Genomic DNA, 15,509 nt, shown 5'->3' with positions numbered 1-15,509 from the left:
TGCCCGAGGGCACCGGCCGCCTTCTCTGTTCACTTCCGCTACTGCTGCTGCGGGTAACCGGGCTGCGGGGGCTGGGGCTGCTGCTGGGGCGGCTGGTAGGGCTGTCCCGGCTGCGGCGGATAGCCGTACGGCTGCTGCGGCGGGTACGGCTGGCCGGGCTGGGGCGGTGGCGGGTACTGCCCCGGCTGGCCGGGCGGCGGCGGAACCTGGTGGCCCTGTCCTGGAGCGGGCGGGGCCGGGTACGGCTGTCCCTGCGGCGGCTGCGCCGGAATCTGCTGCTGGTGTCCCGGCAGCGGCGGGGCGGCGACGGGGGGCGGATTGCCGTCCGAGGTCCACAGCCCGTGCATCTGCTGATGCCGTACGAAGTCCTCGGCGATCAGGGCGGCGAGGTTGAAGTAGGCGTCGCGCACCTTGGGCCGCATCATGTCGAGGTCGACCTCGGCACCGGCGGCGAGGTGCTCGTCGAAGGGCACGGTGATGACGCCCCGGCAGCGCGTCTCGAAGTGGGAGACGATGTCCTCCACCTTGATCATCTTGCCGGTCTCGCGCACACCCGAGATGACGGTGAGGGACCGTGAGACGAGATCCGCGTACCCGTGCGCGGACAGCCAGTCCAACGTCGTGCTGGCGCTGCTGGCACCGTCGACGGACGGTGTCGAGATGATGATCAGTTGGTCGGCGAGGTCGAGTACACCGCGCATGGCGCTGTAGAGCAGACCGGTTCCGGAGTCGGTCAGGATGATCGGGTACTGCCTGCCCAGTACGTCGATCGCGCGCCGGTAGTCCTCGTCGTTGAAGGTCGTGGAGACGGCCGGGTCGACGTCGTTGGCGATGATCTCCAGCCCGGAGGGCGCCTGGGAGGTGAACCGCCGGATGTCCATGTACGAGTTCAGGTACGGGATCGCCTGGACGAGGTCACGGATGGTGGCCCCGGTCTCGCGCCGCACGCGGCGGCCGAGCGTACCCGCGTCCGGGTTGGCGTCGATGGCGAGGATCTTGTCCTGCCGCTCGGTGGCGAGGGTCGAGCCGAGCGCGGTGGTCGTGGTCGTCTTGCCGACACCGCCCTTGAGACTGATGACGGCGATGCGATAGCAGGACAGCACGGGCGTGCGAATCAGTTCGAGCTTGCGCTGCCGCTCCGCCTCCTCCTTCTTCCCACCGATCTTGAACCGGGAGGACGTGGCTGCGGGCCGGCCGCTCTTCGCCTTCTGCTTCTTGTTGCTGAGCAGCCGGTCGGAGGACAGCTCGACAGCCGCGGTGTAACCGAGCGGCGCGACACCGGGGTTGGTCATCTGCCGCTGGTCGTGCTGCATGGGCTGCGGCCAGGCGGCCCCGGTACGCGGATCCACGGGCGGCTGCGGCCCGGCGGGATGCCCGGGCTGCGGAACCCCGGGCATGGGCTGGCCGTACGCCGGCTGCGGAGGCGACGCCGGAACGGCACCCGGTGGCTGGTGTCCCGGCACGTGCGGGGGCACCTGAGGCCCGGCCTGCGAGTGGGGCGCTTCGGGCTGCTGCGGCACCTGAGGCTGCGGCGGCACCTCCTGCGCGGGCGGCTGGGGGAAGGGGAACCCGTATCCACCGGGCACGACAGGCTGACCTGGGTGCGGGAACCCGTACCCCGGCTGCGGGGGTCCGGCGGGGGGCGGGAAGCCGTACCCGTCCTGGGGGTTGGGCGCGGGGGGCCCGCTCGGCGCGGGTGCCGGTGCGGGGCTCAGGGGCGCGGTGTCGGCCGGGGCCGGGGGAGTGGGGCCACCCGGGGTGGCGGGAGCCGGGGGTTGGTCGGCGGGCTGGGGGGAGCTGTGGGCGTCGGGGGCGGCCGGGGCCGGGGCGCCAGGGGGCGGGAAGCCGTATCCGCCGTGGGCGTTGGGGCCTGCCGGGTTCGGGGCGGGTGCCCCCGGCTGGGGCACGTTGTAGCCGGTCTGGGGGGCGGGAGCCGTCGGTGCGGGTGCCGGGGTGCCGGGGGCCGGGAAGCCGTATCCGCCCTGGGCGTTGGGCCCAGCTGGGTTCGGGGTGGGTGCGCCGGGCCGGGGGAGGCCGTAGCCGTCCTGGGGGTGGGGAGCCGCGGGTGCCGGGCCCGCGATGTCGGCCGGTGCTGCCGGCGGCGGGAAGCCGTATCCGGTGGGGGAGGCGTCCTGCGCGGGGGCAGGGATACCCGGGCCTGGGGTGCCGGGGGGCGGGAAGCCGTATCCGCCGTGGGCGTTGGGGCCCGCAGGGATGGGGGCGGGTGCGCCTGGGCGGGGAAGGCCGTAGCCGCCCGGAGCGTTCGGTGTCGGGGCGCCCGGGGCTGGGTAGCTCTGCTCACCCTGGGCGTTGGGGCCTGCCGGGTTCGGGGCGGGTGCGCCGGGGTGGGGAAGACGGTAGCCGCCCGGGGCGCCCGGGGCCGGGGTGCCAGGGGGCGGGAAGCCGTATCCACCGTGGGCGTTGGGGCCTGCCGGGTTCGGGGCAGGTGCGACCGGCGGAGGGGAGCTGTGGCCACCCTGGGTGTCCGGGGCCGGAGGCTGGGCGCTCGGGGGCGGGAAGCCGTATCCGCCCTGGGCGTTGGGGCCCGTGGGGGCGGTCGGTGCTGCCTGCGGCGGGAAGCCGTAGCCGGCGGGGGGCGCACCCGGGGAAGGGGTCGGGTGGGGAGGCGGGAAGCCGTAGCCCGCCTGCGGGGCAGCCGGAGCCGGTACCTGCTGAGGAGGGTTCCACACGGCGGGTGCGGGCTGCGGGGCCTGCGGCTGGAACGGGGGTTGCATGGGCGGTACGGGCGGCTGCTGGCCCGGCACGGCGGGAGGCTGGGGTCGGCCCGGTGCCGGGGCGGCCGACGCGGCCTGTGGCTGAACGGGCGCGGCTTCCGGCTGCGTCGGCGGCTGAGGTTGCGGCTGCGCGGTCCACTGTCCCGCCGAGGCGGGAGCACCGGCCGGCTGGAACGACGGAGGCAGCGGCGGCAGCCCGCTCTGAGATGTCGGAGAGGGTGCCCACGAGGGAGGCACGGTCCCGGGCGCGCCCTCCGGCAACGGGGGCATGTTGAGCGGTGCGCTGGGCACCGAGTCCCGCGCGGGCGCGACCGGCGCGGATCCCCGCACGTCGTCGGCCGTATCCGGCACCGGCACCGGCACCGGCTCCGCGTCCTCGGGCTCGGGCTCGGGCTCGGCGGCAGCCTGGGGCTCCGCGTCCTCGGGCTCGGCGTCGGCGACCTCGGCAGCCACGGGCTCGGCGGACACCGACTCCGTGGTTACAGGTCCCTCGCGCTCCACGTCGACCGGCGTCACTTCGACGAGCTCGGCGTCCTGCGCGTCGGTCTCGGCGTCAGTGTCCGCGTCCGTGGGCTCGACAAGCTGCGACGGTGCGGCGTCGGCGGTGTCGGTGACGTCCTGATCCTGGGACTCGCCCTCCCTGAGAGGGGACACGGAGTCGCTCACCTCTTCGGCGACCTCGCTGGTGTCCGTACCGTCGTCGCCCTCGTCCTCGGAGGATCCCGTTATGTCCGTGACGACCTCAGCCGCTGCGGCGGGCTCGACCACGTCGTCCACGGACTCCGGGACGCTCGACGCAGCGGCGACAGCCTCGTCCTCGACGGCCGCACCGACGGAGTCGTCACCGGATGCCCCCGACCCTCCCGACGCGTTCTGCGTGTACCAGGCAGGCGTCGCGTAATCGATGGTGAACTCGCCCGTCATCTCGCTGGCGGACTCAACGTCGGACTGGTCGTCGCCGGGCGTGGCCCAGCCCCCGCGGTTCCCGTCCCGATCGCCGTTCACAATTCCTCCTGGTGTGGTCGAGCACCCTCTTGCCGTGCTGGGCGACCATTTCTCGTCTGTATTCGTCTCGTCCGAAGCCGGCATTCCCGTGGGTCGTGCCCACCTCGTGCGGCGTCGGGCGGTGGAGGTCGTCCGATGTGCCCGGCTTTCCCCCCGGTACGCCGGCACCCGGTCCACGGGTTCCGGCGTCGCGCCGGTCCCAGCCTAATCACCACGACCCCTGCCCCGGCAGGCCCGTCCACCCCCCAGTGACCGTCCACTACGTCACAGCCTGACCGGAACCGATCCCATCCGCGCTCGAACCGTCTTCTCCCGCAAGAGAGTTGACGGGATCGCTACGACATCTGTCCCACCGGCGCCATAACCTCACATGCATAGTAGGCGGCCCCTCTGACAACGCACTTCGCGGAAAAGCGCGCGAAAAAGAGGGGCGGGACCGGCGCACTGCACCGGCCCCGCCCCTGGATCCCTCACCCGGGACGACTGAGCGAACTACTCCACGTCCCCGCCGGAATCCGTACTCGCACCTGAACCGGAACCCGAGCCCGAAGGGCCGCTCTCGGCCGCCGCGAGCCCGCCGTTGAGCTCCGTCGGCTCCAGATCGAACTCCCCGTCGCGCGCCCCGAGCACGAACGCCGTCCACTCCGCCTCCGTGTAGCGCAGGACGGTGTCATGGTCCAGGGACGACCGCATGGCCACCGCGCCCTCGGGAAGGTAGGCGATCTCGACCCGCTCCTCGTGCTCCTCCGTACCGGGGGCGCTGTGCCACTCGACGCCCGAGATGTCGAGGGAGTACAGCTCGTCCCGCTCCCGCTCCTTGCGCGCCTTGACGTCCTCGTCCTGTGCGGCCGTGGTGTCCTGAGCGCCCTGTGCCTCCGCCATGGCGAAGCGACCCCTTCCCGACGTACGTCATACGACTACATACGAGTGTTGCGGTACGTAACTACGATCTACGATCTGCGCGCTCACCCTACTGGCCGAGTCCCCGTCGCCCGGACTGTTTGCACACCACGGTGAGGACGGCCTCTGCCTGCTGCTATCCTGGGCGACGGCCGTTTGTGTACGCACCCCTGGAGTCAGCGACTCCGGAGGCCGCGCCCAGCGGATTCCCGCCTCCCGAGTTACAGAAGCTCCCCTGAGAAGTGGACCAGGGGCACTCGGTGGCTACGACAAAGACTACGAGGAGCACGCGTGTCGCTCGACGCCGCAGTGAAGAAGCAGCTCATTTCCGAGTTCGGTACCAAGGAGGGCGACACCGGCTCCCCCGAGGTTCAGGTCGCGATGCTCTCGCGCCGTATCTCGGACCTGACCGAGCACCTCAAGACGCACAAGCACGACCACCACTCCCGTCGTGGTCTGCTGATCCTCGTCGGTCAGCGTCGCCGCCTTCTCCAGTACCTGGCGAAGAAGGACATCCAGCGCTTCCGTGCGCTGGTCGACCGCCTCGGCATCCGCCGCGGTGCGGCGGGCGCCAAGTAAGACGCCGTGGAGGGAGCGGTTCCCACTTTTAGGGGGCCGCTCCCTTTGCTGTACGTGCGGAGTGTCACCACCTCTTTGTAGTGTGGTAGCACAACGCAATACGCAGGACATGAACGCAGGACACGAACGAGGAGAAGCGCACCTCGCCGCCGCCGGTCCTCGGTAGTGGCCCCCGGGACTGAACCCCCGGGTGCTTCGATCGAAGACCGGCCCGCAATCAGAAGGCGCGCTTCTCCGACCCCACGTCCCTCTGCCACACGGGCAGGACGGGACAAAAGACGAAAAAGTATCGGAGAAAACGCTAGTGGAGAACGAGACCCACTACGCCGAGGCCGTCATTGACAACGGTTCCTTCGGCACCCGCACCATCCGCTTCGAGACGGGCCGCCTGGCCAAGCAGGCCGCCGGCTCCGCCGTGGCGTACCTGGACGACGACACCATGGTGCTGTCGGCCACCACCGCCTCCAAGAACCCCAAGGACCAGCTCGACTTCTTCCCCCTCACGGTGGACGTCGAGGAGCGCCAGTACGCGGCCGGGAAGATCCCCGGTTCCTTCTTCCGTCGTGAGGGCCGGCCCTCCGAGGACGCGATCCTCACCTGCCGCCTGATCGACCGCCCGCTGCGCCCGTCCTTCAAGAAGGGCCTGCGCAACGAGATCCAGGTCGTCGCCACGATCATGGCGCTCAACCCCGACCACCTGTACGACGTCGTGGCGATCAACGCCGCCTCCGCGTCCACGCAGCTGGCCGGTCTGCCCTTCTCCGGCCCGATCGGCGGCGTCCGCGTCGCGCTGATCAACGGCCAGTGGGTCGCGTTCCCGACGCACACCGAGCTCGAGGACGCCGTCTTCGACATGGTCGTCGCCGGTCGCGTCCTCGATGACGGCGACGTCGCGATCATGATGGTCGAGGCCGAGGCCACGGAGAAGACCATCGCCCTGGTCGCGGGCGGCGCCGAGGCGCCGACCGAGGAGGTCGTCGCCGCCGGTCTGGACGCCGCGAAGCCCTTCATCAAGGTGCTCGTCAAGGCCCAGGCCGACCTCGCCGCCAAGGCCGCCAAGCCCACCGGCGAGTTCCCGGTCTTCCTCGACTACCAGGACGACGTCCTGGAGGCGCTCAGCGCCGCCGTCAAGGACGAGCTCTCCCAGGCGCTCACCATCGCGGGCAAGCAGGACCGCGAGGCCGAGCTGGACCGCGTCAAGGGCCTCGCCGCCGAGAAGCTGCTCCCGCAGTTCGAGGGCCGCGAGAAGGAGATCAGCGCTGCCTACCGCTCGCTGACCAAGTCCCTGGTCCGTGAGCGCGTCATCAAGGACAAGGTCCGCATCGACGGCCGCGGCGTCACGGACATCCGTACGCTCGCCGCCGAGGTCGAGGCCATCCCGCGCGTGCACGGCTCGGCGCTGTTCGAGCGTGGCGAGACCCAGATCCTGGGCGTCACCACCCTCAACATGCTCCGGATGGAGCAGCAGCTCGACACCCTCTCCCCGGTGACGCGCAAGCGCTACATGCACAACTACAACTTCCCGCCGTACTCCGTCGGCGAGACCGGCCGCGTCGGCTCCCCGAAGCGCCGCGAGATCGGCCACGGCGCGCTCGCCGAGCGCGCGATCGTGCCGGTCCTGCCGTCGCGCGAGGACTTCCCGTACGCGATCCGTCAGGTGTCCGAGGCCCTCGGCTCCAACGGCTCGACGTCCATGGGCTCGGTCTGCGCCTCCACCATGTCGCTGCTGAACGCCGGTGTGCCGCTCAAGGCCCCCGTCGCCGGTATCGCCATGGGCCTGATCTCCCAGGAGATCAAGGGCGAGACGCACTACGTCGCCCTCACCGACATCCTCGGTGCGGAGGACGCCTTCGGTGACATGGACTTCAAGGTCGCCGGCACCAAGGAGTTCGTGACCGCCCTCCAGCTCGACACCAAGCTGGACGGCATCCCGGCCTCCGTCCTGGCCGCCGCTCTCAAGCAGGCCCGTGACGCCCGCCTCCACATCCTCGACGTGATGATGGAAGCGATCGACACGCCGGACGAGATGTCCCCCAACGCCCCGCGGATCATCACCGTCAAGATCCCCGTGGACAAGATCGGTGAGGTCATCGGCCCCAAGGGCAAGATGATCAACCAGATCCAGGAGGACACCGGCGCCGAGATCACGATCGAGGACGACGGCACCATCTACATCGGTGCCCAGGTCGGCTCGCAGGCCGAGGCCGCCCGCGCCACGATCAACGCGATCGCCAACCCGACCATGCCGGAGGTCGGCGAGCGCTACCTGGGCACGGTCGTGAAGACGACCACCTTCGGCGCGTTCGTGTCGCTGCTCCCGGGCAAGGACGGTCTGCTGCACATCTCGCAGATCCGCAAGCTCGCCGGCGGCAAGCGCGTGGAGAACGTCGAGGACGTGGTGGCCGTCGGCTCCAAGGTCCAGGTCGAGATCGCCGAGATCGACTCCCGCGGCAAGCTGTCGCTCATCCCGGTCATCGAGGGTGAAGGCGACGAGGACAAGAAGGACACCGCGTCCGACAGCAGCTCCGCTGCGGGCGACCAGTGACATCGAGCACCTCCACGGCGACGGCCCGCACCTCTTCGGAGGCGCGGGCCGTTGCCCGTACGCAAACCCTGATCAAGGGCACCAACGGCATCGGCACGGTCCGTAAGACCACCCTCCCGGGCGGCCTGCGCATCGTCACCGAAACCCTGCCGTCGGTCCGCTCCGCGACCTTCGGCATCTGGGCGCACGTCGGCTCCCGTGACGAGACGCCGGCGCTGAACGGCGCCACGCACTACCTGGAGCACCTGCTCTTCAAGGGCACGAAGCGCAGGTCGGCGCTGGACATCTCCTCCGCGATCGACGCGGTCGGCGGCGAGATGAACGCGTTCACGGCGAAGGAGTACACGTGCTACTACGCGCGCGTGCTCGACACCGACCTGCCGCTCGCCATCGACGTCGTCTGTGACATGCTCACGGGCTCCCTGATCCTCGAAGAGGACGTCAACGTCGAGCGCGGTGCCATCCTCGAAGAGATCGCGATGACGGAGGACGACCCGGGCGACTGTGTGCACGACCTGTTCGCGCACACCATGCTCGGCGACACCCCCCTCGGCCGCCCGGTCCTCGGCACGGTCGACACGGTCAACGCCCTCACCGCGGACCGCATCCGCCGCTTCTACAAGAAGCACTACGACCCGACCCACCTCGTCGTCGCGGCGGCCGGCAACGTCGACCACAACAAGGTCGTACGCCAGGTCCGCGCGGCCTTCGAGAAGGCCGGCGCCCTCAGGAAGCCCGACGCCCAGCCGATCGCCCCGCGCGACGGCCGCCGCAGCATCCGGATGGCCGGCCGCGTCGAACTGCTCGGCCGCAAGACCGAGCAGGCCCATGTCGTCCTCGGCATGCCGGGCCTGGCCCGCACGGACGAGCGCCGCTGGGCACTGGGCGTGCTCAACACGGCTCTGGGCGGCGGTATGTCGTCCCGCCTCTTCCAGGAGGTCCGTGAGAAGCGCGGACTGGCGTACAGCGTGTACTCGTACACGTCCGGCTTCGCCGACTGCGGCCTCTTCGGCGTGTACGCGGGCTGCCGGCCCTCACAGGTCCACGACGTGCTGAAGATCTGCCGCGACGAACTCGACCACGTCGCCGAGCACGGCCTCTCCGACGAGGAGATCGGCCGCGCCATCGGCCAGTTGCGCGGTTCGACGGTGCTCGGCCTGGAGGACACGGGCGCGCTGATGAACCGTATCGGCAAGAGCGAACTGTGCTGGGGCGACCAGATGTCCGTGGACGACATGCTGGCCCGGATCGCCGAGGTCACCCCGGACGCCGTCCGTGAGGTCGCCCACGAGATCCTGGGGCAGCGCCCGTCGCTGGCGGTCATCGGCCCGCTCAAGGACAAGCAGGCGGCGCGTCTGCACGAGGCCGTCGCCTGACAGCCGTATCCGCTCCACACCCGTATCCGTCCGGTAAGGAAGCAAGAACATGAGCAAGCTGCGCGTGGCGGTCCTCGGCGCCAACGGCCGTATCGGTGCCGAGGCGGTGCGGGCGGTCGAGGCCGCCGAGGACATGGAGCTGGTCGCCGCCCTCGGCCGGGGCGACAAGCTGGAGACGCTCGCCGACACCGGTGCCCAGGTCGCGGTCGAACTGACCACCCCGGCCTCGGTGATGGGCAACCTCGACTTCTGCGTGCGCCACGGCATCCACGCGGTCGTCGGCACCACCGGCTGGACCGACGAACGCCTCGCGCAGCTCACCGGCTGGCTGGCCCAGTCCCCGGAGACGGGCGTGCTCATCGCGCCCAACTTCTCCATCGGGGCCGTACTGACCATGAGGTTCGCGCAGATCGCGGCGCCCTACTTCGAGTCGGTCGAGGTCATCGAGCTGCACCACCCGAACAAGGTGGACGCGCCCAGTGGCACCGCGACACGCACGGCGCAGCTCATCGCCGAGGCCCGGTCCAAGGCGGGCTCGGCTCCGGCACCGGACGCCACGGTGACGGCGCTGGACGGCGCCCGGGGCGCGGACGTCGACGGGGTGCCCGTGCACTCCGTACGCCTGCGTGGCCTCCTGGCCCACCAGGAGGTCCTGCTGGGCGGCGAGGGCGAGACGCTGACCGTCCGCCACGACTCGCTCCACCACAGCAGCTTCATGCCGGGCATCCTGCTCGGCGCGCGCCGCGTCGTGGACAGCCCGGGCCTCACCTTCGGCCTGGAACACTTCCTCGACCTCGGCTGAGGGACGTCATGCGCGCGAAACTCTCCTACGCCCTCACGGCCGTCGTCCTGGTCTTCTACTTCGTCCTGGTCGGCAGCCGTGGGGTCATGCTCATACAGACCGGCACGCTCCTGACCGTCACCTTCGGCGTGGCGGTCCTGATCCTGCCGGGGATCGGCGTGTGGTTCCTCTGGAAGAACACGCAGTTCGTCCGCGACGCCAACCGCCTCGCCGCCGAACTCGACGCCGAGGGCGGGCTGCCCGCCGACGAGTTGCGGCGCACCCCGAGCGGCCGGGTCGACCGCGACTCGGCCGACGAGGTCTTCGCCAGGCGCAAGGCCGAGACGGAGTCGGCCCCCGACGACTGGCGCAACTGGTTCCGCCTCGCCGTGGCTTACCACGACGCCCGCGACACGCCGCGCGCCCGCAAGGCGATGCAGCGCGCGATCGCCCTGCACGCCGGCAGGTCACCCGCTCAGGCAGCCTGAGCACACACGCTGAGAGGGCCTGCCCCGACCGGGGGCCGGCCCTCTCAGCGTGCTGTGTGCTGTCCTGGTCGCAGACCCGCCGACTAACCCCGCGCGAACTCCGCGGCCCACGCCTCGACGCTGTCCGCAGCCCGGTCGAACGCCTCCATACGGCCCAGAAAGTCGGCGTTGTGCGTGGTCAGCAGCGGAGCCATGTCGTCTGCGGACCGATCCCGCCGTTCGAGGAGCAGCGCCTGCCCCTGCACAGTGCGCGGCAGACCGAGCCATCGCACCGGCCGCTGCACCGTCCGTACAGCGACGACGTTCTCCCAGCGCGTCGTCCGCGTACCGAGGAAGCCCACTCGGCGCAGCCCGTGCGCACTCACCCACACGCCGGCGCGCAGCAGGCGCAGTGCCACGGCGATGACGGCCAGCGCGATGCCGAGACACACGGCACCGCCGGACAACTCGCCGGTGGCCGCGATGATGACCGCCGCGAACAGCACGTACGAGGCGAGCAGCAGCAGGAGCGCCGCCGCACCCACCCGCCAGGGGCCGGGCCGGTAGGGGCGCCGCCAGCGATCACGGTCGTCGAACGGCAGCGCGTGTCCGGCCAGGGCCTCGTCGGAGGCGCGGTCGGCCGTCAGGAAGGGCAGGGGCACGGCTGGTCCTCACTCAGTTCCATGCGCGGGCAGTGCCCGGTGAGGTTATACAGCCGGCCGCCCGGTCACCAGCCTTGGGGGCCCGAGGAGGGCAGGACCACGCCATTCGGCCGCAGCCGGACGCGCCATCAACGACTGTCGGCAGCCTCGGACTGCTGCGTCTGCGCGGCCGACCGGTCGACCGACAGCGCCGGCATCCCGAGGACCAGGGAGCCCACGAGCCCGGCGACGATGGTGAGTCCCAGGAGCCAACGCCCAGCTATGTCACCGGCGGACGCGCGCTCACGGGGCGGGGGAGCGACATTGCTGCGGAACCTGTCGGCCTCGGCGATGAAGGCGAACGGAACGGGCTCGCGCCGACGGAACATGGGAGTACTTCTCCTTGAGGGATCGAACGAATCGCTGTTGCTTGTACAGACGAGCGAGTGCCCCAAATGGTGCCCGGTTTCACCGACTTAACTCTGTGACGATGGTGAAAGTCCCGTTTGGTGGGTCGTAGAGTGGCGTCGCCCAAGTGACGAGATGGGAAGGACCCTCCAGACCGTGAGCCCCACCCCCGACGACGAGTTCAAGATCGACCTGCGCAGCGAGGTGACCGTCGAGCTGGTCAAACACAGCGCGGCCGACTCCGACGTACTGTTCGCGGCCCGTGTGTCGACCGTCGGGGAGCAGTCCCTGGACGAGTTGGGCAAGGACCCGGAGCGCTCGACGGGGCTGATCAACTACCTCATGCGAGACCGGCACGGCAGCCCGTTCGAGCACAACTCCATGACGTTCTTCATCAGCGCCCCGATCTTCGTCTTCCGGGAGTTCATGCGACACCGCGTGGGGTGGTCGTACAACGAGGAGTCCGGGCGGTACAGGGAGCTGCAGCCCGTTTTCTACGTGCCGGACACGTCGCGCAAGCTCGTCCAGCAGGGGCGACCGGGCAAGTACGTGTTCGTCGAGGGCACTCCTGAGCAGCACGAACTCGTGGAGCACGCCATGGAGGACTCGTACCGTCAGGCGTACCGGACCTACCAGCAGATGCTCGCCCAGGGCGTTGCTCGTGAGGTCGCCCGCGCGGTCCTCCCGGTTGGCCTGTTCTCGTCGATGTACGCCACCTGCAACGCGCGCTCGCTGATGCACTTCCTCGGCCTGCGCACTCAGCACGAGCTGGCGAAGGTGCCGTCGTTCCCGCAGCGGGAGATCGAGATGGTCGGCGAGAAGATGGAGGCGGAGTGGGCGAGTCTCATGCCGCTGACCCACGCGGCCTTCAACGCCAACGGCAGGGTTGCGCCGTAAAGCAGACGCACGCACGTTTCGCCACCGGGCACAGATGTACGGATCAGCCTCGCGAAGTGTCCGTATTGCGGTATTTCGAGAGGTTCATCTAGCCTGATCAAACGGACCCGGCACTACTTGAACCCCCGAGCAGGCAGTGCCGGGCTCCGTCTTTGTCATGACTTTTCCCGCACCCCTAGGGCAGACCGCGCCCTGAGCAGCGAGTAGCGTGGTACCCATGGCTCCGACCTCCACTCCGCAGACCCCCTTCGGGCGGGTCCTCACCGCCATGGTCACGCCGTTCACGGCGGACGGCGCGCTCGACCTCGACGGCGCACAGCGGCTCGCCACCCACCTGGTGGACGCAGGCAACGACGGCCTGGTCATCAACGGCACCACCGGTGAGTCGCCGACCACCAGTGACGCGGAGAAATCGGATCTCGTACGAGCCGTGCTCGAGGCGGTCGGCGAGCGGGCCCACATCATCGCGGGCGTCGGCACCAACGACACCCACCACAGCATCGAACTGGCCCGCGCGGCGGAGAAGACCGGCGCCCACGGCCTCCTGACGGTGACGCCGTACTACAACAAGCCCCCGCAGGAGGGCCTGTACCGGCACTTCGCGGCCATCGCCGACGCCACCGAACTCCCGGTCATGCTCTACGACATCCCCGGCCGAAGCGGCGTCCCGATCAGCACCGAGACGATCGTCCGGCTCGCCGAGCACCCCCGGATCGTCGCCAACAAGGACGCCAAGGGCGACCTCGGCCGAGCCAGCTGGGCCATCGCCCGCTCCGGCCTCGCCTGGTATTCCGGCGACGACATGCTGAACCTGCCGCTGCTCTCGGTGGGCGCGGTCGGCTTCGTCTCGGTCGTCGGCCATGTCGTCACGCCCGAGCTGCGCACCCTCGTCGAGGCGTACGTCTCCGGGGAGGTCCAGAAGGCCACCGAGATCCACCAGAAGCTGCTCCCGGTCTTCACGGGCATGTTCCGCACCCAGGGCGTCATGACCACCAAGGCCGCGCTCGCCCTCCAGGGTCTGCCCGCCGGACCGTTGCGCGCTCCGATGGTCGAGCTGTCGGCAGACGAGATCACCCAGCTCAAGATCGATCTTGCCGCCGGCGGGGTACAGCTCTGACACCAGACTTCACAACTGAATAGCGGGACATCTCTGTCCGCAGTCCACATCCAACAACTGCTTTTGCACGAACGTCATGCGCGCCACGTGCCTTGCCGGTACGTGGCGTGCGTGGTGAGGAGAGTCTTTTGAGTCATCCGCATCCTGAACTCGGCGCCCCGCCGAAGCTCCCGGAGGGCGGCCTGCGGGTCACCCCGCTGGGCGGCCTCGGCGAGATCGGCCGCAACATGACCGTCTTCGAGTACGGCGGTCGCCTGCTGATCGTCGACTGCGGAGTGCTCTTCCCCGAGGAGGAGCAGCCCGGAATCGACCTGATCCTGCCGGACTTCACGTCCATCAGGGACCGCCTCGACGACATCGAGGGCATCGTCCTCACGCACGGCCACGAGGACCACATCGGTGCCGTCCCCTACCTCCTGCGGGAGAAGCCGGACATCCCGCTGATCGGCTCCAAACTGACCCTCGCCTTCATCGAGGCGAAGCTCCAGGAGCACCGCATCCGCCCCTACACGCTTGAGGTGACGGAGGGCAACCGTGAGCGCATCGGCCCCTTCGACTGCGAGTTCATCGCGGTCAACCACTCCATTCCGGACGCCCTCGCGGTCGCCATCCGCACGCCCGCGGGCATGGTGGTCCACACGGGCGACTTCAAGATGGACCAGCTTCCGCTGGACGGCCGCCTCACGGACCTGCACACTTTCGCGCGGCTGAGCGAGGAAGGCATCGACCTTCTGCTCTCCGACTCGACGAACGCCGAGGTCCCGGGCTTCGTCCCGCCCGAGCGTGACATCTCCAACGTGCTGCGCCAGGTCTTCGCGGGTGCCGGCAAGCGGGTCATCGTGGCGAGCTTCGCCAGCCACATCCACCGCATCCAGCAGATCCTGGACGCGGCCCAGGAGTACGGCCGCAGGGTCGCCTTCGTCGGCCGCTCGATGGTCCGCAACATGGGCATCGCCCGGGACCTGGGCTATCTGAAGGTGCCGCCGGGCCTTGTGGTGGACGTCAAGACCCTCGACGACCTCCCGGACCACCAGATCGTGCTGGTCTGTACGGGGTCGCAGGGCGAACCGATGGCCGCGCTGTCCCGCATGGCCAACAGGGACCACCAGATCCGCATCGTCCAGGGCGACACGGTGATCCTGGCCTCGTCCCTGATCCCGGGCAACGAGAACGCGGTGTACCGCGTGATCAACGGCCTGACTCGCTGGGGCGCGAACGTCGTCCACAAGGGCAACGCCAAGGTGCACGTCTCCGGCCATGCCTCGGCCGGCGAGCTGCTGTACTTCTACAACATCTGCAAGCCGCGCAACCTGATGCCGGTCCACGGCGAATGGCGCCACCTGCGGGCCAACGCCGAACTGGGCGCCATGACGGGCGTCCCGCACGACCGGATCGTCATCGCCGAGGACGGCGTGGTCGTCGACCTCATCGAGGGCAAGGCGAAGATCTCCGGCAAGGTCCAGGCGGGGTACGTGTACGTCGACGGTCTCTCGGTCGGGGATGTCGGCGAACCCGCCCTGAAGGACCGCAGGATCCTCGGAGACGAAGGCATCATCTCCGTCTTCGTGGTGATGGACTCGTCCACGGGCAAGATCACGGGCGGTCCGCACATCCAGGCCCGCGGCTCGGGCATCGAGGACTCCGCCTTCACCGACGTCGTCCCGAGGATCGCCGAGGTGCTGGAGCGGTCGGCGCAGGACGGGGTGGTGGAGCCCCACCAGATGCAGCAGCTCATCCGCCGCACACTGGGCAAATGGGTGTCGGACACCTACCGCCGCCGCCCGATGATCCTCCCGGTCGTCGTGGAGGTCTGACACTCACGGAGGGCGCCTGAGCTGCCCATCCTGCGAGTGAACCCGGAGCGGGGCTCCTCGATTTGCATCGAGGAGCCCCGCTCCAGTAGGTTTACGGCTCCGCCAGCGAGGGAAACCGACGCCACTGTGCGTCAGGGACCACACCCGAGCGGGACGGAAATTCCGACTCAGAACTTCTGATAAAGTCGGAGTCGCCGGAAAGGGAAACGCGAAAGCGGGAACCTGGAAAGCGCCGAGGAAATCG

The 15,509-nt window shown here is 69.8% G+C and carries 12 protein-coding genes; 8 read left to right on the top strand and 4 right to left on the bottom strand.

The genetic code is table 11. The features are described from left to right. Nucleotides 1-38: 38 nt before the first annotated feature. Both IEY89_RS25520 and IEY89_RS25515 read right to left on the bottom strand, forming a co-directional pair. A complete protein-coding gene (locus tag IEY89_RS25520; RefSeq protein ID WP_373287291.1) occupies nt 39-3,740 on the bottom strand; it encodes an SCO5717 family growth-regulating ATPase in 3,702 nt (1,233 codons plus the stop codon). A gap of 492 nt (nt 3,741-4,232) precedes the next feature. Next, nucleotides 4,233-4,622: a DUF397 domain-containing protein gene (locus IEY89_RS25515; protein ID WP_189149836.1), complete on the bottom strand. Its 390-nt coding sequence runs from the start codon at nt 4,620-4,622 to the stop codon at nt 4,233-4,235. A 309-nt stretch (nt 4,623-4,931) separates the two neighbouring features. On the opposite strand from IEY89_RS25515, the gene rpsO reads away from it, so the two are divergent. The 5 genes from rpsO to IEY89_RS25490 all read left to right on the top strand — a co-directional run bounded on the left by rpsO (nt 4,932) and on the right by IEY89_RS25490 (nt 10,409). Continuing rightward, nucleotides 4,932-5,219 carry a 30S ribosomal protein S15 gene (rpsO, locus tag IEY89_RS25510; protein WP_189149835.1) on the top strand — a complete coding sequence of 96 codons (288 nt, stop codon included), beginning with the start codon at nt 4,932-4,934 and terminating at the stop codon, nt 5,217-5,219. 304 nt (nt 5,220-5,523) lie between these two features. Then, a complete protein-coding gene (locus IEY89_RS25505) occupies nt 5,524-7,764 on the top strand; it encodes a polyribonucleotide nucleotidyltransferase (RefSeq protein ID WP_189149834.1) in 2,241 nt (746 codons plus the stop codon). After that, entirely contained in the window at nt 7,761-9,140 is a 1,380-nt protein-coding gene (locus tag IEY89_RS25500) for a M16 family metallopeptidase (protein WP_189149833.1), read from the top strand. The genes IEY89_RS25505 and IEY89_RS25500 overlap by 4 nt, the downstream gene beginning before the upstream one ends. A 49-nt stretch (nt 9,141-9,189) precedes the next feature. Beyond that, nucleotides 9,190-9,942 (top strand): 4-hydroxy-tetrahydrodipicolinate reductase, encoded by a 753-nt coding sequence (dapB, locus tag IEY89_RS25495; RefSeq protein ID WP_189149832.1) that lies wholly within the window; start codon nt 9,190-9,192, stop codon nt 9,940-9,942. An 8-nt stretch (nt 9,943-9,950) separates the two neighbouring features. Then, the gene (locus tag IEY89_RS25490; protein ID WP_189149831.1) at nt 9,951-10,409 is read left to right on the top strand and encodes a hypothetical protein; all 459 of its coding nucleotides are present in this window, start codon (nt 9,951-9,953) and stop codon (nt 10,407-10,409) included. 83 nt (nt 10,410-10,492) lie between these two features. Here IEY89_RS25490 and IEY89_RS25485 read toward each other — a convergent pair whose 3' ends face one another. Both IEY89_RS25485 and IEY89_RS25480 read right to left on the bottom strand, forming a co-directional pair. Then, on the bottom strand, nt 10,493-11,050 hold the full coding sequence (locus IEY89_RS25485) for an SCO5741 family PH domain-containing membrane protein (RefSeq protein ID WP_189149830.1): 558 nt from the start codon (nt 11,048-11,050) through the stop codon (nt 10,493-10,495). Nucleotides 11,051-11,178: 128 nt separating this feature from the next. Next, the gene (locus tag IEY89_RS25480) at nt 11,179-11,418 is read right to left on the bottom strand and encodes a hypothetical protein (protein WP_189149829.1); all 240 of its coding nucleotides are present in this window, start codon (nt 11,416-11,418) and stop codon (nt 11,179-11,181) included. A gap of 175 nt (nt 11,419-11,593) precedes the next feature. Between IEY89_RS25480 and thyX the strand changes: the two genes are divergently transcribed. From thyX to IEY89_RS25465, 3 genes are all read left to right on the top strand, one after another. Then, complete coding sequence (gene thyX / locus IEY89_RS25475; RefSeq protein WP_189149828.1) at nt 11,594-12,334, top strand: FAD-dependent thymidylate synthase; 741 nt, start codon at nt 11,594-11,596, stop codon at nt 12,332-12,334. A gap of 217 nt (nt 12,335-12,551) precedes the next feature. Continuing rightward, on the top strand, nt 12,552-13,451 hold the full coding sequence (gene dapA, locus IEY89_RS25470; protein WP_189149827.1) for a 4-hydroxy-tetrahydrodipicolinate synthase: 900 nt from the start codon (nt 12,552-12,554) through the stop codon (nt 13,449-13,451). Between the two features lie 128 nt (nt 13,452-13,579). Next, nucleotides 13,580-15,265, top strand: coding sequence for a ribonuclease J (locus IEY89_RS25465; RefSeq protein WP_189149826.1), 1,686 nt, complete (start codon nt 13,580-13,582; stop codon nt 15,263-15,265). The last annotated feature ends 244 nt before the right edge of the window (nt 15,266-15,509 follow it).

It is taken from the genome of Streptomyces lacrimifluminis (genome assembly GCF_014646095.1).
Lineage (GTDB): Bacteria > Actinomycetota > Actinomycetes > Streptomycetales > Streptomycetaceae > Streptomyces > Streptomyces lacrimifluminis.
Note: the sequence above shows the minus strand (reverse complement) of the source record. Positions and strands in the feature narration are given on the sequence as shown.

What these genes read in the sequence shown, in the direction of transcription:
- IEY89_RS25515 (WP_189149836.1), bottom strand. Translation starts at nt 4,622, where the DNA reads ATGGCGGAGGCACAGGGCGCTCAGGACACCACGGCCGCACAGGACGAG.
- dapB (WP_189149832.1), top strand. Translation starts at nt 9,190, where the DNA reads ATGAGCAAGCTGCGCGTGGCGGTCCTCGGCGCCAACGGCCGTATCGGT.
- IEY89_RS25490 (WP_189149831.1), top strand. Translation starts at nt 9,951, where the DNA reads ATGCGCGCGAAACTCTCCTACGCCCTCACGGCCGTCGTCCTGGTCTTC.
- IEY89_RS25480 (WP_189149829.1), bottom strand. Translation starts at nt 11,418, where the DNA reads ATGTTCCGTCGGCGCGAGCCCGTTCCGTTCGCCTTCATCGCCGAGGCC.
- dapA (WP_189149827.1), top strand. Translation starts at nt 12,552, where the DNA reads ATGGCTCCGACCTCCACTCCGCAGACCCCCTTCGGGCGGGTCCTCACC.